The organism is Agromyces sp. NPDC052230, assembly GCF_040679595.1.
Taxonomy (GTDB): domain Bacteria; phylum Actinomycetota; class Actinomycetes; order Actinomycetales; family Microbacteriaceae; genus Agromyces.
The window spans coordinates 62,986-85,119 of record NZ_JBFAVC010000004.1; the positions used below are offsets into that span (position 1 = coordinate 62,986).

Consider the following 22,134-nt stretch of genomic DNA (forward strand, 5'->3'; position numbering starts at 1 on the left):
GCCGCGGCATCCCGTCAGTCCGCGAGCTCCCGTCGCGCCGCCACGTCCTGGTGCGCGAGTCGACGCAGTGCCAGCAGCACCGGCTCGTACAGGGCGGTGCCGAGCACCGTGTACTCCACGGCGGCATGCGGCTCTCGTGGCATCCGCTCGAGATCGAACTCGGCGATCTCGCGCAACCGGCGACCGTATTCGACAAGCCGCTCCTCGCTGATCGGCATGCCCGCCGCCTCGACGCTCGCGAGGGCCGACTCGAGTTGCGCGACGGCGGCGAAGCGCGGGTCGTAGACCTGGCCCAGCGCTTCGAGGGCCGCGCGGGCCCGGGGATAGGGGTCGGGGTCGTCGGCGGATGCCTCGGGCACGGTCGGTGGAAGAGCGCTCACCGCGCGGCCGAGGGTCGCGTAGAGGTCGTCGCCCGGATCATCGACGAGCGCGAGGATCTGGCGGGCCTGCTGCATGCTGAGCCCGACCGGACCGGTCAGTGCCCGGATCATCCGGAGGCGCCGCACGTGCGACTCGTCGTAGGTCGCCTGGGTGGCCGAGGTCGCCACCCCGGAGTGCAGCAGGCCCTCGCGAAGGTAGTACTTCACGGTGGCGAGGGGGAGCCCCGCCGCGTCGGCGAGGGCGGAGATTCGCATGCGGACACCTTGCATTAGATAGCATCACTCTCTAGTATTGGGGAGTTCCACTATCTAACCATACCCACCTCAATGAAAGGGCCGGCCATGACGTCTCCGCAAGACCTCATCACCATCGGCATCCTGCTGCTCGCCCTCGTCACGGTCGAGAGCGGCGGGTATTTCCTCACCCGCGTGGTTCGCGGCCACGTCCCTGTGAACCGCCTGCAGCAGAACTTCTTCCGCGCCGGTCACGCGCACGCCGCCGTACTGCTCGTGCTGTCGATCGCGATCCTCGCCGTCATCTCGAATGCCGCGCTCGACGGGTTCTGGCTCTGGCTGGCCCGCACCGGTGTTCCGATCGCCGCGATCCTGATGCCCGCCGGATTCTTCCTGTCAGTGCTCGGCAAGGAGCCCGAGCGGCCCAACCGGCTCATCTGGTTGCTCTGGCTCGGGGTCGTGTCGCTCACCGCTGCGCTCATCACGGCGGGGATCGGGCTGATCGCGGGCGGGGTGGCGGCGCTCTGAGCCACGGATGCCGCGGCGGCATGTCATCCGATCGCGATATCGTCTCGCCATGGCCATCCCGCAGCGCTTCACCCTCGCGACCATCGGCGTCGTCGACGTCGACGCCGCCACCGACTTCTACCGCCGCCTCGGCTGGCGGCAGTCGACGCATTCCGCCGACGGCATCACGTTCTTCTCGACGCCGGGCCCCATCATCGCGCTCTGGACGAGTCCCGAACTCGCCGTCGACGCAGGCCTCGCGAGGCCGACGGATGCCGCGCCCGCGACACCGGCGTTCCGAGGCGTCGCGCTCGCCATCAACTTCGACTCCCGAGCGGAGGTCGACGCGGCGTTCGCCGACTGGCAGGCGGCCGGCGGCGCGGTCACCAAGCCCGCCGAAGAGACCGAATGGGGCGGGTACAGCGGATACGGCGCCGACCCCGACGGCAACCTGTGGGAGTTCGCGCACAACCCGTTCTGGCCGCTCGACGAGCGGGGGATGCCGCACCTCGATGGCGGCGAGGTGGAGTGAGCCCGCGGCCGCGGCATGATACGCGGTCAAGGGCACCATCTCAACGCATCTACACTGGAAATCGTGACTTCAGAGGAATCCGTCGACGTCGTGCTCATCGGCGGGGGCATCATGAGCGCGACGCTCGGCTCCCTGATCTCCCAACTGGAGCCCGACTGGAGCATCCGCGTCTACGAGCGCCTCGGCGAGGTCGCTCAGGAGTCGTCGAACGCGTGGAACAACGCCGGCACGGGCCACGCGGCGCTCTGCGAGCTGAACTACATGCCCGAGGCATCCGACGGCACGGTCGACGCGTCGAAGGCCGTCTCGATCAACGAGCAGTTCCAGGTCAGCCGGCAGTACTGGGCGCACCTCGTGTCCACCGGGGCGCTTCCCGAGCCGCACAACTTCATCAACTCCGCGCCGCATATGACGTTCGTCCAGGGCGAGGCGAACGTCGAGTACCTGCGCAAGCGCGTCGCCGCGTTGAAGGATCAGCCCCTCTTCCCCGACCTCGAGTACACCGAAGACCTCGAGCGCATCGCCGAGTGGACGCCGATGCTCGCGAAGAAGCGCAACCCGAACCACAAGGTGGCCGCGACGCGCATCGATTCGGGCACCGACGTCGACTTCGGCGCGCTCACGCGCTACCTCTTCGACGACATGTCCCGCCGGGGCGCTGCGATCCTGACCAACCACCAGGTCACCTGGCTGAAGCGTCGTCGCGACGGACGGTGGAAGCTGCGCGTGCGCCAGCTGGTGGGGCAGTATCCCAAGACCGTGAACGCGAGGTTCGTGTTCGTCGGCGCGGGCGGCGGCGCGCTGGCGCTGCTCCAGCACTCGGGCATCCCCGAGATCAAGGGCTTCGGCGGGTTCCCGATCTCGGGGCAGTTCCTTCGCACGACCAACCCGAAGATCGTCGCGCAGCACCAGGCGAAGGTCTACGGCAAGGCCGCCGTCGGTGCGCCGCCCATGTCGGTGCCGCACCTCGACACGCGCGTCGTCGAAGGTGAGACCGCGTTGCTCTTCGGGCCCTATGCGGGGTTCACGCCGAAGTTCCTGAAGACGAGCACCTGGTTCGACCTGCCGTTCTCCATCCGCCCGCACAACCTCGGGCCGATGCTGCAGGTCGGGCTCAAGAACTTCGATCTCGTGAAGTACCTCGTGACCGAGCTGCTCGCCTCGCGCGCCAAGAAGATGGCCGCCTTGCGCGAGTTCATGCCCACGGCGAAAGATCGCGACTGGGAGCTCATCACGGCCGGCCAGCGCGTGCAGGTCATGAAGCGCGACCCCGAGAAGGGCGGCGTGCTCCAGTTCGGCACCGAGCTCATCACCGGCGCCGACGGCACGATCGCGGGCCTCTTGGGCGCGTCGCCGGGCGCGTCGACCGCCGCGCCGATCATGCTCGACGTGCTCGCGCGGTGCTTCCCCGACCGGTTCGCCGGCTGGGAGCCGAAGCTTCGCGAGATGATCCCGAGCTATGGCACGACGCTGTCGGAGGATCCGGCCGCGGCGGAGGCGTCGCTCGCCGAGACGGCGCGGGTGCTGCAGCTCACGGCGTAGGGGCGGCATCCGCTCGATGGGCGCATCGACGCGAGTGCACGTTCGACGAGCGCACTCCGAACGCGGCTTCTTGACGCGACTACAAGAAGCGCACTTCTTTCAGTGGTGATTCGCTGAAGAACGCCGCGTGCCACGCGTAAGGTCGAATCATGACGGGATCTTCTCGCCGCGGCACATGCAACGACGGATGCGCCACATGATCGACCCCACGGTCCCGATCGCCACCGGCGCGATCCCCATCCAGACCGCGAAGCGGAACGCGTACTTCGTCTCCGACAGCACCGGCATCACCGCCGAGACCCTGGGCAGCGCGCTCCTGGCGAACTTCCCCACGATCAGGTTCGTGCGCCAGACGATCCCGTTCGTCGACACGGTCGAGGGGGCGCACAACGTCGTCGCCGAGATCGACCGCGCTCGTGTCGACGGGGGTCGCCCCATCGTCTTCACCACGGTCAAGGCCGCCGAGGTACGCGCCGTGATCGGTGGCGCGAACGCGGTCATCATCGATCTCCTCGCGGGCCACCTCGTCGAGCTGGAACGGGCGCTCGGCACGACCGCCTCGGCACAGCTCGGCCAGTACCATGCGGTCGGCGATGCGGAGAGCTACTTCGCTCGGATGCGCGCCGTCGAGTACGCCATCGAGCATGACGACGGGCAGAGCCGCCGCGCCCTCGACATCGCCGACGTCGTGCTCATCGCCCCGAGCCGCTGCGGCAAGACGCCTACCACGATGTACCTGGCCCTCCAGTACGGTCTCCTCGTCGCGAACTATCCGCTGACCGACGACGACTTCCCGACCGATGGGCTGCCCCGATCGGTCGCCAAGTACGCCGATCGCTGCTTCGGCCTCACGACCACGCCACTGCGGCTCAGCCAGGTGCGCCATGAGCGTCGCCCCCACTCGCGCTACTCCAGCCTCGAGCAGTGCACGCTCGAGGTGCGGCGCGCCGAAGACCTCTACCGACGCAACCGCGTCCCCTTCCTGAACTCCTCCACGAAAAGCGTCGAGGAGATGTCGGCGGTCATCATGCAGACCATGCACCTGCGCGCATCACCCATCGAGTGAGGTACACGAAATGAGCAACATCCTCTGGTTCGACGAGATCGGAATGGCCGACCTCGGCCAGGTCGGCGGCAAGAACGCCTCCTTGGGCGAGATGGTCTCGCACCTGTCTGACGCCGGCGTCCGGGTCCCCGGCGGGTTCGCCACGACGGCCGAGGCGTACCGCTCCTTCCTCAGCGCCGACGGCCTCTACGACCGCGTCAAGGCCACCGTCGAGCGCCTCGACACCGACGATGTCGCCGAGCTCGCTCGGGTGGGTTCCTCGGTGCGGTCGTGGATCGAGGCGCAGCCGTTCCCCGACGACCTCGAGCGCGACATCCGCTCGGCCTATGCGAAGCTGCTCGAGAACGACCCCGATCCCGACGCCGTGACCTGGGCGGTGCGGTCGAGCGCGACCGCGGAGGACCTGCCCGATGCAAGCTTCGCCGGCCAGCAGGAGACCTTCCTCAACATCGCCGGCATCGAGAACATCCTCGCCGCGATCCGCAGCGTCTTCGCGTCGCTCTACAACGACCGCGCGATCGCCTACCGCGTGCACCACGGCTTCGAGCACCACGACGTCGCCCTCTCCGCGGGCGTGCAGCGCATGGTGCGGTCGGATGTCGGCGCCTCCGGCGTGATGTTCACCGTCGACACCGAGTCGGGCTTCGACCGCGCCGTGTTCATCACGAGCTCGTACGGCCTCGGTGAGGCGGTCGTGCAGGGAGCGGTGAATCCCGACGAGTTCTACGTCTACAAGCCCGCGCTGCGCGCCGGCCGTCCGGCCATCCTGAAGCGATCGGTCGGCGAGAAGGCGATCGCGATGCGCTACACCGACGGTACCCACGTCGGCGGCAGTACGGTGTTCCGGGATGTCCCGCTGGAGGATCGTGTGCGGTTCAGCATCGCCGACGAGGACGTGGAGGAACTCGCACGGCAGGCGCTCACCATCGAGGAGCACTACGGCCGTCCGATGGACATCGAGTGGGGCAAGGACGGCGTCGACGGCCGGCTCTACATCCTGCAGGCCCGCCCCGAGACGGTCGTCTCGCGTGACGATGGCAACGTCATGCGCAGGTTCGTGCTCGGGGAGCGCGGCGAGGTGCTCGCGGTCGGCCGGGCGATCGGGCAGAAGATCGGCGCGGGTCCGGTGCGGGTGCTCACGACCCTCGCCGAGATGGATCAGTTCCAGGTCGGCGATGTGCTCGTGGCCGACATGACCGACCCCGATTGGGAGCCGATCATGAAGCGCGCCTCCGCGATCATCACGAACCGTGGCGGGCGCACCTGCCACGCCGCGATCATCGCGCGCGAGCTCGGCATCCCCGCCGTCGTCGGCACGGGCGACGCCACCCGCGCCCTCGCCGATGGCACCGAGGTCACGGTCTCCTGCGCCGAGGGCGACGAGGGCTTCGTCTACGCGGGCCGGCTCGCGTTCGAGGAGCGGGAGACCGCGCTCGATCGGATGCCCCAGGCCCCCGTCAAGATCATGATGAACGTCGGCACGCCCGACCAGGCCTTCTCCTTCGCGAAGCTCCCGAACAAGGGCGTCGGCCTCGCGCGCCTCGAATTCCTCATCAACCGGCAGATCGGCATCCACCCCCGCGCGCTCCTGGAGTTCGACACGCTGCCGGCCGACGTGAAGGAGGAGGTGGCGAACCGCATCGCCGCCTATCCGTCGCCGCGCGACTACTTCGTGAAGCGCATCGCCGAGGGCGTGTCGATGATCGCCGCGGCCTTCGCGCCCGAGCCGGTGATCGTGCGGCTCAGCGACTTCAAGTCCAACGAGTACGCGAACCTCCTCGGCGGGGAGCAGTACGAGCCGCACGAGGAGAACCCCATGCTCGGGTACCGCGGAGCGTCGCGGTACATCTCGGCCGACTTCCGCGACTGCTTCGACATGGAGTGCGAGGCGCTGCGCTACGTTCGCGACGAGATGGGCCTGACGAACGTGCAGATCATGGTGCCGTTCGTGCGCACCGTGGGCGAGGGGAAGGCGGTCGTCGACCTGCTCGCCGAGAACGGGCTGCGTCGCGGCGAGAACGGCCTCAAGGTCATCATGATGTGCGAGATCCCCTCGAACGCGCTGATGGCCGATGAGTTCCTCGAGCACTTCGACGGGTTCTCGATCGGGTCGAACGACATGACGCAACTCACCCTCGGCCTCGACCGTGACTCCGCCCTCGTCGCCGAGGCCTTCGACGAGCGCGACCCGGCCGTGCTCAAGATCCTGGCGATGGCGATCGAGGCCTGCCGGCGGAACGGCAAGTACATCGGCATCTGCGGCCAGGGCCCGAGCGACCATCCCGACCTGGCCGACTGGCTCGTCGGGCAGGGCATCGAGTCGATGTCGCTCAACCCCGACACCGTCGTCGAGACCTGGCTCCGGCTCGCGAAGCTCGACCCCGTGCCGGCCTGAGCGTGAGCGGATGCCGCGGCAGCTTCGCCGCGGCATCCGCTCAGGTCGTGGCAGGGGCTGGCCCGACGAAATGCTTGCCCTCCCGCGCGCAGATCTGCTACGGTCGACCCCGCTATGAAGTGAGCACATCCCATCGTCCCGCGCCTGAGGCGCCGTCGACACCGGGTGTGCCCTCTCCACTGATCGCGACAGTGTCACGCGCACCCTCTTCGTGACGGCGAATGCCCGGCGGGATCCATCCATCCGCTCCCGGGTCGCCGACCGCGCCGCCGTGCTGCGTGCGCGCCGTTCGGTGCATCGATCGTGCCCGCGCGCCGCGTGCGGCGACGGCCGGCGACCCGGGAGCACTCGCGAACGGACGTTCCCGCATGGCTGTACACGTTTCCCATTCCCTTCACCTCCGCGCCGACGGGCTCTCGGCCACCTACCCCGATCGGCGCATCTTCACCGACCTCGGGTTCTCCGTCGCCCCTGGCCAGCGTCTCGGGCTCATCGGCGAGAACGGCGTCGGCAAGTCGACGCTGCTCCGCCTCCTCGCGGGCGAGAGCGACGCCGTCGTCGAGGGTCGGCTCACCCGGCCGGCCCGCACCGGCCGGCTCGCCCAGGAGCTGCCCTTCCAACCGCACGAGCGCGTCGGTGACATCCTCGAGGACGCGCTGGCCGATGTTCGCGCGATCGAGCGCGAGCTCGACGCGGCATCCGCTGCCCTCGCCCTTTCCGCGGCCGACGACGATCGCGCGACCGAGGCGGCACACACCCGCTACGCCGACGCGCTCGACGCGGCCGAGCGCGCCGAGGTGTGGTCGGCCGAGGCCCGTCGTGACGAGTTGCTCCAGGGCCTCGGCGTCGCGGAGGTCGGGCTCGACCGTCCCATCGGCGAGATTTCGGGCGGACAGCGCAGTCGGTTCGCCCTTGCGGCGCTGCTGCTCCGCGCGCCCGACGCGCTGCTCCTCGACGAGCCCACGAACCACCTCGATGACGCTGCGGCCGCGTTCCTCGAGGAGCGCCTTCGCGTATGGCGCGGACCCGTGCTGTTCGCGAGTCACGACCGCGAGTTCCTGGATCGCGTCGCCACGGGGCTCCTCGACCTCGACCCGGGGCGTGCGGGTGCGCTCGCGCTCGCCGGCACCGGCGGGGGCACCGGCGGCGGCTCGACCCGCGACGACGTGCTCGCGGCATCCGGCGGCACCGTGTTCGGCGGCGGCTTCAGCGAGTTCCTGACCGTCAAGGGGGCGGAGCGCGAGCGCTGGCAACGCCAGTACGACGCAGAACAGGAGGAGCTCGCACAGCTTCGGGAGCGTGTCGGCGGCGTCACGCGACGTGTTGCGCACGGCCGGGCGGCCACCGACAACGACAAGTTCCTGAAGCACTTCAAGGGCGGCCGGGTCGAGCAGGCCGTCTCGCGGCGGGTGCGCAATGCCGAGCAGCGCCTCGAGACACTCGAGCGGGAGCAGGTCGGCAAGCCGCCGGCGCCGCTCGCGTTCGCGGGCATCCCGTCGGGTTCGCACGCGCTCGAGGAGGCGTCCGGCCTGCTGCTGCAGTTGTCGGATGTCGCGGTCGACGGTCGTCTCGAGCTCGATGAGTTCGCCGTGGCGCCGCTCACGCGCCTGCTCGTGACCGGGGCGAACGGCGCCGGCAAGTCGACGCTGCTCGGCGTGCTCGCCGGCACGCTTGCAGTGGATCGTGGCGTCGTGCACCGGCGTCGGGGGTTACGGGTGCAGCTGCTCGAGCAGGACGTGCGTTTCACGGACCCGGATGCCGCCCCGCGACGCCTCTACGAGCGCGTCCTCGGTGAGCGACGCGCCGGGCAGGTGCCGCTCTCGAGCCTGGGGCTCATCGCCACGCGCGACGAGAACCGCCCCGTCGGATCGCTCTCGGTTGGGCAGCAACGACGGCTCGCCCTCGCGCTCGTGATCGCCCGGCCGCCGCACGTGTTCCTCCTCGACGAGCCGACCAACCACCTCTCGCTCGCACTCGCGACCGACCTCGAGGAGGCGCTCGGTACGTATCCGGGTGCGGTGGTGATCGCCAGCCACGACCGGTGGCTGCGGCGGCGCTGGGCGGGGGAGCGGCTCGAGCTCGAGGCGGGGCGCCGCGTCGCGCACGCCTCGGTCGCTGCCGCATAGGTGTCGGCCTTCTGGTCTGACGCGCCGGGGCATCCGCTTGCCTCTTATTCGAACATGTGTTCGAATGGGCAGATGCGATGGAGTGGACAGGAGCTGGGCGTCGAGCAGTCCGACGCGCTGCCAGGGCTCGCGAAGCTCAACAACCTCGTGCGCTCGGTGCAGACGCCCGAGTTCGCCGGCGTCACGTTCCACGAGGTGCTGGCGAAGTCGGCGCTCAACAAGGTTCCGGGCCAGTCGATGGTGCCGTTCGGCTGGACGATCAACCCCTACCGGGGCTGCAGTCACGCGTGCGTGTATTGCATGCATCCCGACACGGAGATCACCCTGGCCGATGGGAGGAGTGCGCCGCTGTGGTCGGTCGAAGTCGGCGACATCGTCATCGGCACCCGTGTCGTCGACGGCATGCGGCGCTACGTGGAATCGAAGGTCGTGGCGAAGTGGGCCACTCGCAAGCCGGCGTATCGGGTGACGCTCGCCGATGGCACCTCCCTCATCGCGAGCGGCGACCATCGATTCCTGACGGAGCGCGGGTGGAAGCACGTTACCGGGGCCACGTCCGGGCCGGGCCGGCGTCCCCACCTCACGACGGGCAACTCGCTCAAGGGCTTCGGCCGGGGCCTCAGGCCGACCGGGCCGCCGCCGTCCGTCCTGAGCGGCGAGTACATGCGTGGATACCTCGCCGGAATGATTCGCGGCGATGGCATGATGCTCAGGCGCGAGTACCCACGATCAGCGGGCGGGTCGTACATCGCGCATCGGTTCCGGCTGGCGCTCGCAGATAGTGAGGCGCTCGCTGAACGACCGCGTCAGAACGGGGTGAGCGCCGTTCGAGTGCGCGGCGGACTCGCCGCCGGGCAGGCGTTCTTCAACGTCGCGCGACCGGCGATCACCCGCAAGCTGCAGATCGCGGGGGCCGCAGTGAAGACCCACGCCGATCTGCAGGTCGTTGCCATCGAAGACCTCGGCGAAACCATGGACATGATGGACATCACGACCACCACCGGAGACTTCATCGCGAACGGCGTCGTGAGCCACAATTGCTTCGCCCGCCCCACCCACACGTATCTCGACCTCGACGCCGGCGACGACTTCGACCGGCAGATCATCGTGAAGGTGAACGTGGCCGACGTGCTGCGCACCGAGCTCGCGAAGCCGGCGTGGCGGCATGAGCACGTCGCGCTCGGCACCAACACCGACCCCTACCAGCGGGCCGAGGGTCGCTACACGCTCATGCCGGGCATCATCGACGCGCTCACCGAGAGCGGCACGCCGTTCAGCATCCTCACCAAGGGCACGCTGTTGCGTCGCGACCTGCCGCAGCTGGCGGATGCCGCGACGCGGGTGCCGGTCGACCTCGCCATGTCGATCGCGGTGTACGACCACGAGTTGCAGCAGTCGGTCGAGCCAGGAACACCGAGCACGAAGGCCCGCCTCGCGACGGTGACGGCGGTGCGTGACGCCGGGCTCGACTGCGCCGTGTTCCTGATGCCGATCCTCCCGTACCTCACCGATACGAGGGCGCACCTCGACGAGGCCCTCCGGCAGGCCAAGGCCGCCGGCGCGACGAGCGTGCTCTACACGGCACTGCACCTGAAGCCGGGAGTGAAGCCGTGGTTCATGCAATGGCTCGAACGCGAGCACCCAGCACTCGTGCCGAAGTACCGCTCGATGTACTACGGGAGGAACGCCTACGCCCCGAAGGAGTACCGTCGCTGGCTCGCGCAGCGGATGCATCCGCTCATCAGAGCGCACGGGCTGCAGCCCGGGCGGGAAGACCCCGTGACCGGCGGCGTGCGGTCGTCGGCGTCGGCGTCGGCGTCTGCGCCCACTTCGGCGTGGCGCGGCACGAGGGCACTGCCCGACGCGCTCGGACTTCCACCCGACCCCTCGGCGCTGTTCTGAGCCGAACCGACGCTCACATCCCGGAGCGGGAACTGCAATAATCCGCAGAAGGCCGAGGGCGCACCCCGACACCCACCGGCCTTGCGAGTGGAGGACCACGATGACCCTGGGGTTGCCGGGACACCTCGCGCGTGACTCGCTGAGCCGGGCGCTCGCCCACGGCGGCCACTGCGCCGCCGGGGTCTGCCTCGGCATCGCCGTCGCCGTCGGCGTCATCGGAGCCACCGTCGAAGGTGATGGCGCCGGCTGGACCACGGCCGCCCTCGCGGCCCTGCTCGCGGGCATCCTGGCGCTCGTCGCGAGGTACCCCACCGTGACGCTCACGCTCGTGTACCTCGTCGCGGGTACCGGCGTCGTGCTCGCCCTCACCGTCATCGTCATGGACCCGGCCTACGGCGTGCGCTCCACCGACAACGTCGTGCTCGCGCTGCCGCGCATCGCGCTCATCCTCGTGGGCGGCGCCGGCATCGGTTCCGTGCTCGCGATCACCTGGGGTGCACTCGGCTACGGGTTGGGAGAGGCGGCCGCGTTCCTCGGCGCGGCGCTGATGGGCGCGATGTGGACGCCGAATGTCGCCGCGGTGACCGCCCTCGCCATGCTCGTCCTCGCCCGCACCTTCGACGGACTGAGCCGCCGCACCGACGCGCGGCGAGAGACCGGACTGCACCGTGCGAGCCAGCACACGCGAGAACTCGCCATCCGCCACGACTACGAGCTCCGCGCGACCGCCCGCCTGCACGACACCGCATTGAGCCACCTCGTCGCGATCGCCGCCGCAGGGTCGGGCCCCGTCGACGAGCGTCTCCGCCTCGGCATCCGGCAGGACCTCGGGCTCATCGTGGGTCGCGACTGGGCGGTCGACCATGGCGCATCCGACCCCGCCGAATCCTCGCGACCGCCCGCCACCTTCGCCCGACCCGCGGCCGGGGCATCCGTCACCGACGAACCGCCCACGCTCGAGGCCGCGTTCGCCGCCGCCGCGCACACCGGGCTCGACGTACGGATGAGCGGCGACCTCGCGGTGCTCGGCATGCTCGGGCCTCGCCGCGCCGCCGCACTCGACGACGCGGTCGCGCAGTGCCTCGTCAACGTCGCGCGGCACGCCGACGTGCGGGAGGCCGAGGTGGCGATCGGATTCAGCGGCGGCGAGGTGACCGTCGCGGTGATGGACAGCGGAGTCGGGTTCGACGAGGACGATGTGCCCGCCGACCGCATCGGACTCCGCACGTCGATTCGAGCGCGCATCGAGCAGGAGGGCGGCACGGTTCGCGTGTGGTCGACCAAGGGGGTCGGCACCACCGTCGTCCTTGCCGTGCCCGAGGGCGGCGAATGACGCGGATGCGCCTGACCCAGCAGGAGGCCGACCCACTCGGCGGCATCACGGCCGCACCACTCGTGGCAATCGGCGCCGCACTCGCATTCGGCACGTCGGTGGTGCTCACCATCGTGCACTGGGACGACGTCGTGCGGCCGCTGGCCGCCCTGCTCGCCATCGGGCTCGTCGGGGTGGCCTGCCTCACGGCGGCGAGATCGGTGGCGCCATCGCGAGCGCCGTTCACCTCCGAACGGCTGTGGCTCGTCGTGGCGCTCGCGGTCGCCGCGGCGGTCGCCGAGTACATCAGCACGATCGGCGCCAACACGTCGCTGTACGACGATTTCGGCTCGATCGTCGTGGGCACGCTCATCCTCTGCCTGGCGCCGTATTGCACCTGGATCGCGCTGCTCCTCGCCGGAGTCCTCTCGGCGGCGGTGCTCTCGCTCCTCGTCGTGGGGTCGGCGTCGGAGATCGCCGTGGATGCCCCCGTCATCTCCCTCGTCGCGCTGAACTCGGCCGCGGTGCTCGCGCTGGCGGCCGCGGCCGCCGGATACTCGTACGCGATCGTCGATGAGACGCTGGCCTGGCAGCGGTCGGCGAACCGTGCCGCGTTGCAGCGCGACGCCGAGCTTCGCGCCGGCATCGCCAGGTCGGTGCAGCAGAGCCGCGTGTCGGTGCTCGGCCGCGAGGTGCTCCCATTCCTCGCGGGAGTCATGACCGCCGATCGCATCTCCGTGGCGGATGCCGACCGGGCGCGCGAGCTCGCCGAGACGCTGCGGCATGCGCTGAAGGCGGGCATCGAATCCACGTGGCTCGATGAGCTCGGCGCCGATCTCCAACTCGCCAAGGGCATGCCGGTGGTGGTCGACGATCCCACCGGGGCCGCGAACGACCTCAACGACGATCAGCGCTCAGCGCTCACGGCACTGCTGGTGTGGCTCGCCGATGCGGGCCGCTCGTCGGAGCTCCGCCTCGAGCTTCGCGGCGATCCCGAACGCAACGGCATCTCGATCGTGGCCGCACACGGTTCGACACCACCGGGCCGTCGCGAGCTCGACCGCTTCACGGCGGTCGCGCGCGCCATGGCGATGGGCGCCGAGGCGACGCTGACGGGGGAGAATGTGAAGGTGGAGTTGCGTCATGTCGTCGAGTGAGGTGCCGACCTCGGCCGTGCGCCTCGCACTCCTCGACGACCACGGCCTCATCGTCGACAGTCTCGCCACCTGGTTCGCCGACCACGCACCCGACTTCCAGGTCGCCGTGCGCGCCACCTCGTGGATGGACCTCATCCGCGACCCGGCGTTCCCGGTCGATCTCGTCCTCATGGACCTCCAGCTCGGCGACGGCGTCTCGATCGAGTCCCGCATCCGGGCCTGCCGGGCCGCAGGGGCGAAGGTACTGGTCGTGACGGCCATCGACGACGAGGACTCCCGGGCACGGTGCCTCGCCGCCGGCGCGGCGGGGTTCGTGCCCAAGACGCTGCCCGCGGGGGAGCTGGCCGAGCTCGCTCGGCGTGCAGCCCGTGGGGAGCGGCTGCGGCGGCATCCGTCGCCTTCGAACACTGCCGGCAGCGACACCGCTGCGACCTCGGGCCCGGCGTCTGCGGAGCCCGGCTCGGCACACCTCAGCACCGCCGAGGAGCGCGCCCTGCGCCTCTATGCGCAGGGCCATTCGACGCTCGAGGTGGCGCAGCGCATGGACGTGGGCTACGAGACGGCGAAGACGTACCTCCGGCGGGTGCGCGAGAAGTATGCACGTGTCGGCCGGCCGGCGAGCCGGAAGGCCGACCTGATCCGCCGTGCGGCGGAGGATGGGTTCCTCGAGTAGATGGCGAAGCTGTATTTCCGTTATGGGGCGATGAACTCCGGCAAGTCGACGGCGTTGCTCCAGGCGGCGTTCAACTACGAGGAGCGCGGGCATCAGGTGCTGCTCGCCAAGCCTGCGATCGACACGAAGGGCGACCGCAGCATCGTGTCGCGGCTCGGCATGGCGCGCGACGTCGACTTCATCATCGAGCACGACTCGAGTGCACTCGAGCGCTTCCAGCATCACCGCTCGCAGGTCATCGAGGCGTCGGGGCGCGACGTGAGCTGCCTGCTCGTCGACGAGGCGCAGTTCCTCACCGCCGACCAGGTCGACGACCTGCTGCGCATCACGCTCATGGACGACATCCCCGTGATCACCTACGGCATCCGCACCGACTTCCAGACGGTGGCGTTCCCGGGCAGCCGGCGCCTGCTCGAGATCTCGCACGCCATCGAGGAGCTGAAGACCATCTGCCGCTGCGGACGCAAGGCGATCTTCAACGCCCGGCTCGTGAACGGCCGGTTCGTCTTCGACGGCGAGCAGGTCGCGATCGACGGCGAGGAGGTCACGTACGAGTCGCTCTGCGGCGTGTGCTACCTCGAAGAGAGCGGCGGTGTGCTGAACGGGCGCCACTGAGCGGATGCCGCGAGCCGGCGTCGCCGCGAGCGCAGCTGAAGGATGCCGCTGACACGCGGTCGCCGAGGTGCGAGCATTGGCAGCATGACGGTCGATGCGCAGCGGATGCCTCACCGCGTCGTCGGCGTCGATGCCGCCCGCGGGTTGGCGCTCATCGGCATGTTCGTGGCGCATGTGTCTCCGGCCGTCGCCAACGCCGAGGTGACGGAGCTGATCGCGCTGGCCGATGAGCGACCACGCCTGCTCTTCGCCCTGACGGCGGGCATCGGACTCGGATTCATCTCGGGCGGCGTGCGACCGATCGCCGCCGGGCGCGGGGAACTTCGGCGTCAGATCGCCATTCGTGCGGTCATCCTCATCGCACTCGGCATGTTCATCTGGTTCACGCTCGACCCGCTCGTGTTCATCATCCTCGATGTCTACGGCATCGCGTTCCTCGTGCTGTTGCCGATGCTCTTCCTGCCGCCGTGGGTGGTGCTGGGCCTGGGCGTCGCGCTGCTCGCCGTGACGCCGGCGCTCACCGCGGTCGGCGCCCGCACGGAGTTCGTCCAGACCGTGCTCGAGACCCCGCTGAAGTTCCTCGCCGACTGGGCAGTGGCCGGGGCGTATCCGGTGATCATCTGGGTGGCCGTGATGCTCATCGGGTTGGCGCTGGCGCGCCTCGGCCTCGAATCGCCGCGCGCGGTCGGCGTCACCGCGCTCGCCGGCACGGCGGCGGCATCCGTCTTCCTCCCCTTGGCGGCGCAGCTGCCGGCACCCGAGCTCGTGAGTCAGGCCGAGTGGTCGGTGCCGCTTCGCGCTTCCCTCGAGACGGTCGGCAACGTGGGAGTGTGCGCCCTCATCGTCGCGGCGATGCTCGCGCTCACCGCGTTCGCGCGGCCAGCCGTGCGCAGAGTCGCATCGACCCTCCTCTCCCCGGTGACCGCGATGGGGTCAATGCCGCTCAGCATCTATACGATGCACCTCGTCGTGCTGGGACTCGCGATCCGCGAGGAGAACGGCGTGGCGACGGATGACTCGTGGCCGCTGCTCATCGGATTCGTCGTCGGGTCGATGCTCTTCGCGTGGCTGTGGCGGCGGTACCTGGGGCGAGGGCCGCTCGAGCAGGTGCTCCGGTGGGCGAGCGGGCGCGACCGCGACCGCGACCGCGACATCGCCGAGCCGGCGCCGGCGGTCCCTCCCGGAGGCGCGGACTCGCCCGCCGACCGGAGCTGAGGACACCTCACGACCCCATTTCAGGGGTCAGTTGGGGTTGATCCTCCCGCCGGCGCCCCCGAGCGGGGTAGCCTAGCCCATGGCCCGTCGCCCGAACGACGGGCATGGGGGTCCGCCGACCCGAGGGGCGGGCAGTCGGAGGGAATCATGACCCTGACGCGACAGTCGTCGGTCGACTCACCGTCGGCGATCGTGACGGCATGGCAGCGCGCGTACGCGTCACGCCTGCTCGTCACCGACGCCGTCGTCATCGTGGTCTCGGTCTACGCGTCGCAGTTCATCCGATTCGGCACGAGCGGTGCGAAGCTGCGCATCCCGGGCGAAGACGGCGGAGTCGTCGAGTTGAGCTACGTGCTGGTGTCGGCCCTTCTGTCGCTCGGTTGGATCGTCGCGCTCGCCATCTTCGCCACCCGCGACCGCACCATCATCGGCGCGGGCACTACCGAGTACAAGCGCATCACGGATGCCACGATCCGCGTCTTCGTCGTGCTGACACTCGCCGCGTTCCTGCTGCAATCCGAGATCGGTCGCGGCTACCTCCTCGTTGCGCTGCCGCTCGGACTCGGCATGCTCTTGCTCTCGCGCTGGATGTGGCGCAAGTGGCTCCTCCGCCGTCGGGCGGCTGGGGCCTACTGCCACCGGGCGATCCTCATGGGCGAGCGGCAGAAGTCGATACACGTGGCCGAGCAGATGATGCGGGACACCGCGTCGGGCATCACCATCGTCGGAGCCGTGACCCGCGGGGGAGCGGACGAACCCGACATCGCCGACGGCATCCCGGTGCTCGGCGACCACGGCAGCGTGTCGCGAGTGCTGCGGGAGGCCCGGGCCGACACGGTCGTCTTCACCGGTGACGACACGATCGATCCCCGCGCCATGCGGCAGCTCGGCTGGGAGCTCGAAAGCAGTTCGACCACCCTCATCGTCGCTCCGGCGCTGACGGATGTCGCGGGCCCGCGCATCCACGCTCGCCCGGTGGCCGGGCTCCCGCTCATCCAGGTCGACTACCCGGTGTTCACCGGCCGCAAGTTCGCGCTCAAGCGGGCCTTCGATGTCGTGGCATCGCTCCTCGCGCTGGTCGTGCTGAGTCCCGTCTTCCTCGTGATCGCCTTCCTCGTGCGGCGCGACAGCCCTGGGCCGGCCCTGTACCTGCAGGAGCGCGTCGGCCTCAACGGCGAGCGGTTCCACATGCTGAAGTTCCGTTCGATGGTGGTCGATGCGGAGACGCAGCTGCCGTCGCTCCTCGACCGATCCGACGGCAACGGCGTGCTCTTCAAGTTGAGGTCCGACCCCCGCGTGACCCGTGTCGGCGCGGTGCTTCGCCGGTACAGCCTCGACGAGCTCCCGCAGCTCATCAACGTGCTCGTCGGCGACATGTCGCTCGTCGGGCCGCGTCCGCCGCTGTCATCCGAGGTCGAGCGGTACGACGAGTGGACGCACCGCCGCCTCCTCGTGCGACCCGGTATCACGGGACTCTGGCAGACGCAGGGCCGCTCCGACCTCTCGTGGGAGGACAGTGTTCGTCTCGACCTCTACTACGTCGAGAACTGGTCGCTGACCGGCGACATCATCGTCCTGTACCGCACGATCCGGGCGGTCGCCCGGGCGAGCGGTGCGTACTGACGATGCTTCCTCAGCAGTGCCCCCTACGATGGCTTGGGTGAGCACGCACGCCCCCCAGACGAAGCGCCCCCTCATCCGCAGTGCACGACTGTGGGTGCCGGTGGGCATCCTGCTCGCCATCATCCTCGTGGTCATCGGGCTCGTCGTCGTCGGGAATGTCCTCGCGAAGCGCGCGCTCGCGGCGAAGGATTCGCTGGAGGCGGCGATTCCGCTCGCTCAGCGGACGCAGGAGCTCCTCACGGCCGGCGACACCGAGGGCGCCAAGGCGGCGGCCGCTGAGCTCGGCGTGCACGCGGCGGAGGCGCGCACCCAGACGAACGGCCGGCTCTGGCGAGCCTTCGAGTGGGTTCCGGTCGCGGGGCCGAACCTCCACGCGGTCCGTGTCACGTCCGCCGCAGTGGATGACCTCGTGGCCGGGGCAGTCCTGCCCGCCACCCAGCTCAGCCTCGACGCCCTGAAGCCGAAGGACGGCGCAATCGACGTCGCTGCAGTGCAGCAACTCGCGACGATCGTGGACGGAGCTTCCAGCACCGTGCAGCAGGTCGCCACCGATCTCGACACGATCGATCGCGGTGCGCTCATCGAGCAGGTGGAGTCCGGCGTCGTGAAGCTCGAAGACGCCGTCGCGAAGATCGAGCCGGCGCTCACCGCAGCCGATACGACGCTGGAGCTGCTCCCGGGCGCGCTCGGAGCGGAGGGCCCGCGCAACTACCTGATGCTGTTCCAGAACAATGCCGAGGCGCGCGGAGCCGGCGGGAACCCGGCAGCGATCCTGCTGGTCAACGTCACCGACGGCCGGATCAGCATCGCCCAGCAGGCGTCGAGCACCGACTTCCAGAACGCGCGCCCCACGCCGGTCACAGCGCTCAACCCCGAAACGACGGCGCTCTACGGCGACAAGGTCGGTCGCTACATGCAGGACATCATGCTCACGCCCGACTTCACAGAGTCGGCCGACATCATGCGCGCGTGGTGGGCGGAGACGTTCGGCACGCCGATCGACGCCGTCGTCTCCTTCGACCCGGTTGCCCTGGGCTACCTGCTCGGCGCCACCGGGCCGGTCTCACTGCCCACCGGCGAGCAGCTCACGGCCGACAACGCCGCCTCCGAGGTGCTCAACCGGGTGTACTTCCGATTCGAGGACCCCGAAGAGCAGGACGAGTACTTCGCCACGGTGGCTGCATCGGTCTTCAAGGTCATCAGTTCGGGCGCGGGCGATTCCCGCGCACTGGTCGAGGCGCTCGTGCAGGCCGTCGACGAGGGGCGGCTCCTCTACTCGCCGTCCGATGCGGAGGAGGCGGCGTACATCGCCGGCACCCGCATCGCCGGCGTGCCACCCGTCGACAACTCCGAGCGCACGGCCGTCGGGGTGTACGTCGACGACATCACCGAGGGCAAGCTCGATTACTACGCGAAGCTCGGCGTCGGCGTGACCTCCGATCAGTGCACCGTCGAAGCGCCGACCGTCACCACGACGGCGACGTTCACCTCCACACTCGATCCGGCTGCGGTCGACGATCTCGCCGAGTACATCTCGCCCGCCCGCTTCTTCCCCAGGGGCTGGATCAGCACCGATCTCGTGCTCTACGGGCCGGTCGGATCGACCTTCGCCTCGGCGACCGTCGATGGCGCCCCGGCCGCTCCAGCGGTGTTGCCGCACCTGGGTCGGCCCGCGGTCAAGGTCAACATCGTCAACCCACCGGGCACCAGCCACACCGTGGTCGCGACCTTCACCGGCGCAGCGGGGGACTACGGCCCGCTCGAGGTGTGGCACACGCCGATGGTGCAGCCCACCGATGTGACCGTCACGACTCCCGGCTGCTGATCGACCTCGGCTCCGCCTCGCGCGGTGCCGTTCGGAACACCAGGCTGTGGTACAGCCAGAAGCGAACGAGCACGACGATCGCGATGCTCACCAGGTTCACGCCGTTCACGATGAACGGCCCGGCGGTTCGCTCGACGATCACTTCCGCCACCTCGACGCCGCCCCAGACGATCGCCGCGCCCAGTGCCGTGCAGAACAGGTTCACGACGACGAACAGGACGACTTCGGCCACCCGCCCGCGTCGGTCGCGGTGGCGGAACGTCCACTCGCGATTGCCGAAGTAGGCGTTCACGAGTGCGACCAGGGACGCCACGACCTTCGCCGACACCACATCCCACCCGAAGGCGAGGAAGAGCAGGTTGAACACGGCGATCTCGATGAGGGTGCTGATGGCACCCACGGTGAGGAACCGGGCCCCCAGCCCGGCCAGACGACGCCAGCGGGCTCGTTTCGACATCTCGACTACGCTACTACTCGGATCTGTGTGAACCCGCACACGGACAGCTGCTTGGGAGACGGCGTGAGCCTCGATCACCTCGCCGTCGTCATGCCGGCGTTCAACGAAGCGGCGGGCATCACCGGCTTCATCCGTGAGATGCACGCCAGCCTCTCGCCGCTCGCGAGGCGTCTCGAGATCACCATCGTCGATGACCGGTCGACGGATGCCACGGCCGACGTGCTGCGGGAGCTCGGCGGCGAGCTTCCCGGCCTCACCGTCATCACGGCCGACGTGAACCGCGGGCACGGACCCACCGCCCTCGCGGCATATCGCGCCGGGCTGGATCAGCACCCCGACCTCGTGCTGCATGTCGACGGTGACGGGCAGTTCGGTGGCGACGATCTCGCCCGGGTCGTGTCGGCCGCCGTCGCGACCGGCGCCGACGTCGTGCACGGGGTGCGCGTGGGTCGCACGGATCCGTGGTTCCGGCGGGCGCTCACCGCGTGCGTCGGCGTGCTCATCGCGCTCGTCGCAGGGCGCCGCATCCCCGACGTCAACACGCCGCTCCGCTCCTACCGGCCGGCGGTGCTCGAGGTGCTCATTGCGGCGGTGCCCCCCGACGCGCAGGTCCCGCACGTGCACTTCTCGCTCGCGGAGGTGCGACGCGGGTACGACGTGCGCTACGTGCGGGTGCGCAGCCAGCCGCGCCGCGGCGGCGACGAGCAGGGCACCATGTGGGGTGTCGACACGCAACGCGCCCCCATCCTTCCACCGAAGCGGTTACGAGCATTCACCCGCACTGCGGCCGTGGAGCTGTGGCGCGTCTCGCTGAGGCCGGGTCGGTAGTCGTGTCCGCGGTCGAGGTGCGCGGTCGGGGCATCCGCCTGCTCGACGTCGTCTTCTGGCTCGGCGTGGTCGCCGTCGTGTTCGCGAACGTCGCCGTGCTCGTGCCGGCGTTCACGACGGTTCGGCTCTGGGAGGACGAGGCGTTCAACCTCACCGTGCCGCTGAACGTGGTGCGCGGCCTCGGCTACACGAGCGACGGCACCCTCTCGGGGAGTGAGCTGACGCCGTTCGATGCGCGCATCTCGACCGGGCCGGTGATGCTGTTGCCGATCGCCGTGCTGGCCGCATTCGGCGTCGATCCGGTGATCGCCGGGCGCCTGGTGGCCGGGGTCGGCTACTCCGTGCTGCTCGGTAGCCTGTGGGTGCTCGGCCGACGACTCGGCGGGCGCTGGATCGCGCTCATCGCCGCCGCATTGCCGCTCGCCTACTCGGCGGACCTGCCGCCGTCGCCCATCCAGTCGCCGTACGACATCCTCGGCGAGGTGACGGCGGCGGGCCTACTCGCCGCCGGCTTGGTCGCGCTGCATCGACGCCCCTGGCTCGCCGGACTGCTGGTCGGCCTGGCCGTGCAGGTCAAGTTCGTGGCGCTCCTGGCACTGCCCGCGTTCGCGATCGTCGCACTGCTCGATGCGCCGGGTCGTGGGCTCGGTGAGCGTCTCCGTGCGACCATGCCGCGCGTCCTCGCCGCAGCCGCCTGCGCCGCGGCGCCGACGATCGCGTTCGAGGCGTGGAAGTTCGTGGCACTCGGGCCGAGCGGGTACGTCGAGAATGTGCGGGACTTCGGGGGCTTCCTGCTGTCGGGCGGTCAGGACGGCTACCGTGTGCCGCCCCTCGAGAAACTCGCGGCGCTCCTCGGCGCGTGGCACCTGCCGTGGTGGGTGGTCGGCGCCGCGATCGTCGTCGTCGTGGCGCTCGCGGCGGCCGGCGCCAGGGCTGCGGCCCGGCAACCCGAGGCGCTCGCGACGGCCGGCGCTCGCACCGACCCGCGTGGGTTCGTCGTCATCGCGGCGACCGCCGGGGTCGCACTCGTGACCTACCTCGCGTGGTGGTTGGTCTCCTCGCACACGCCCGTCTGGCTGCGGCATCCGGCACCGGGCGTGCTCGCGTTCCTGCCGGTGGTCGTCGCGGCGTCCGTCGTGCTCGCACGCCTCGCGCTGCAGCGCTGGGGCGCTCGGCGAGCCAACCCGACACGGATCCTGGCCGTCGTGCTCGCCGTTTCGGGGCTCGTGCTGTTGACGGTTTCGCTCGCCGGTCGTGTCGTCGCGTTCCCGTACACCACGTGGGAAACCCTCGCAGGCCAGCGTGAGGCGGCTCGGCAGATCGCCGAGCTCGGCTACGACGAGCTCGCGAGCCCGTGGGGCGGCCCGGTGAGCGTCATCGTCATGTCGGGCGCGCATGTCGGTCTCATCGATGCCGTCGACGCGGTCGAGGGCGAGCCCCGGGTCTGGCCGGGCGAGCCCCCGCAAGCCTGCGACGTGCTGCTCCGGGCACCGGGGTACACGGTGTGCGCTCCGCCCGAATCCTGACGTCGGGGTCGGGAGTTCTCCACAGGAAGGCCGGGGAGATTTCTCCCGCCCGAATCCTGACGTCGGGGTCGGGAGTTCTCCACAGGAAGGCCGGGGAGATTTCTTCGATTCTTCGCTGGGGGAGTAGGGTCAATGTCCGGGTGCGCGCCGACGACGGCGCCCCGCTTCCGGCGTCGCAGGTCCGTAACGCGGCCATGCGAGACTGACGTCCGCTGCGCG

General features: G+C 69.9%; 18 protein-coding genes. 16 read left to right on the forward strand and 2 right to left on the reverse strand.

The features are described 5' to 3' along the window. Positions 1-14: 14 nt before the first annotated feature. The gene (locus tag AB0K73_RS10340; RefSeq protein ID WP_360512899.1) at positions 15-635 is read right to left on the reverse strand and encodes a MerR family transcriptional regulator; all 621 of its coding nucleotides are present in this window, start codon (positions 633-635) and stop codon (positions 15-17) included. Positions 636-722: 87 nt separating this feature from the next. Between AB0K73_RS10340 and AB0K73_RS10345 the strand changes: the two genes are divergently transcribed. The 14 genes from AB0K73_RS10345 to AB0K73_RS10410 all read left to right on the forward strand — a co-directional run bounded on the left by AB0K73_RS10345 (position 723) and on the right by AB0K73_RS10410 (position 19,104). Further along, entirely contained in the window at positions 723-1,142 is a 420-nt protein-coding gene (locus AB0K73_RS10345) for a hypothetical protein (protein ID WP_360512897.1), read from the forward strand. A gap of 49 nt (positions 1,143-1,191) precedes the next feature. After that, a complete protein-coding gene (locus AB0K73_RS10350) occupies positions 1,192-1,653 on the forward strand; it encodes a VOC family protein (protein WP_360512895.1) in 462 nt (153 codons plus the stop codon). Between the two features lie 15 nt (positions 1,654-1,668). Continuing rightward, a complete protein-coding gene (locus AB0K73_RS10355; protein ID WP_360512893.1) occupies positions 1,669-3,195 on the forward strand; it encodes a malate:quinone oxidoreductase in 1,527 nt (508 codons plus the stop codon). A 196-nt stretch (positions 3,196-3,391) separates the two neighbouring features. Continuing rightward, positions 3,392-4,261 carry a pyruvate, water dikinase regulatory protein gene (locus AB0K73_RS10360; protein WP_360512891.1) on the forward strand — a complete coding sequence of 290 codons (870 nt, stop codon included), beginning with the start codon at positions 3,392-3,394 and terminating at the stop codon, positions 4,259-4,261. A 10-nt stretch (positions 4,262-4,271) separates the two neighbouring features. Further along, the gene (gene ppsA, locus AB0K73_RS10365; protein ID WP_360512889.1) at positions 4,272-6,656 is read left to right on the forward strand and encodes a phosphoenolpyruvate synthase; all 2,385 of its coding nucleotides are present in this window, start codon (positions 4,272-4,274) and stop codon (positions 6,654-6,656) included. A gap of 368 nt (positions 6,657-7,024) precedes the next feature. Further along, the gene (locus AB0K73_RS10370) at positions 7,025-8,782 is read left to right on the forward strand and encodes an ATP-binding cassette domain-containing protein (RefSeq protein WP_360512887.1); all 1,758 of its coding nucleotides are present in this window, start codon (positions 7,025-7,027) and stop codon (positions 8,780-8,782) included. 72 nt (positions 8,783-8,854) lie between these two features. Further along, positions 8,855-10,684, forward strand: a complete 1,830-nt coding sequence (locus AB0K73_RS10375; protein WP_360512885.1) for an intein-containing Rv2578c family radical SAM protein — start codon at positions 8,855-8,857, stop codon at positions 10,682-10,684. A 100-nt stretch (positions 10,685-10,784) separates the two neighbouring features. Further along, positions 10,785-12,017: an ATP-binding protein gene (locus AB0K73_RS10380; RefSeq protein ID WP_360512883.1), complete on the forward strand. Its 1,233-nt coding sequence runs from the start codon at positions 10,785-10,787 to the stop codon at positions 12,015-12,017. A gap of 5 nt (positions 12,018-12,022) precedes the next feature. Continuing rightward, positions 12,023-13,153, forward strand: a complete 1,131-nt coding sequence (locus AB0K73_RS10385; RefSeq protein ID WP_360512881.1) for a hypothetical protein — start codon at positions 12,023-12,025, stop codon at positions 13,151-13,153. Next, positions 13,140-13,826 (forward strand): response regulator transcription factor, encoded by a 687-nt coding sequence (locus AB0K73_RS10390; protein WP_360512879.1) that lies wholly within the window; start codon positions 13,140-13,142, stop codon positions 13,824-13,826. Before AB0K73_RS10385 ends, AB0K73_RS10390 begins: the two co-directional genes overlap by 14 nt. Continuing rightward, on the forward strand, positions 13,827-14,441 hold the full coding sequence (locus AB0K73_RS10395; protein WP_360512877.1) for a thymidine kinase: 615 nt from the start codon (positions 13,827-13,829) through the stop codon (positions 14,439-14,441). Between the two features lie 84 nt (positions 14,442-14,525). Then, positions 14,526-15,656 (forward strand): heparan-alpha-glucosaminide N-acetyltransferase domain-containing protein, encoded by a 1,131-nt coding sequence (locus AB0K73_RS10400; protein WP_360512875.1) that lies wholly within the window; start codon positions 14,526-14,528, stop codon positions 15,654-15,656. 147 nt (positions 15,657-15,803) lie between these two features. Further along, the gene (locus AB0K73_RS10405; RefSeq protein WP_360512873.1) at positions 15,804-17,279 is read left to right on the forward strand and encodes a sugar transferase; all 1,476 of its coding nucleotides are present in this window, start codon (positions 15,804-15,806) and stop codon (positions 17,277-17,279) included. 37 nt (positions 17,280-17,316) lie between these two features. After that, entirely contained in the window at positions 17,317-19,104 is a 1,788-nt protein-coding gene (locus AB0K73_RS10410; RefSeq protein WP_360512870.1) for a DUF4012 domain-containing protein, read from the forward strand. On the opposite strand, the gene AB0K73_RS10415 is transcribed toward AB0K73_RS10410, so the two are convergent. After that, positions 19,085-19,561 (reverse strand): GtrA family protein, encoded by a 477-nt coding sequence (locus AB0K73_RS10415; protein ID WP_360512868.1) that lies wholly within the window; start codon positions 19,559-19,561, stop codon positions 19,085-19,087. The genes AB0K73_RS10410 and AB0K73_RS10415 overlap by 20 nt on opposite strands. A gap of 63 nt (positions 19,562-19,624) precedes the next feature. Here AB0K73_RS10415 and AB0K73_RS10420 point away from each other — a divergent pair, with 63 nt between their 5' ends. Next, positions 19,625-20,389, forward strand: coding sequence for a glycosyltransferase family 2 protein (locus AB0K73_RS10420; RefSeq protein WP_360512866.1), 765 nt, complete (start codon positions 19,625-19,627; stop codon positions 20,387-20,389). 2 nt (positions 20,390-20,391) lie between these two features. Next, entirely contained in the window at positions 20,392-21,915 is a 1,524-nt protein-coding gene (locus tag AB0K73_RS10425) for a hypothetical protein (protein WP_360512864.1), read from the forward strand. The last annotated feature ends 219 nt before the right edge of the window (positions 21,916-22,134 follow it).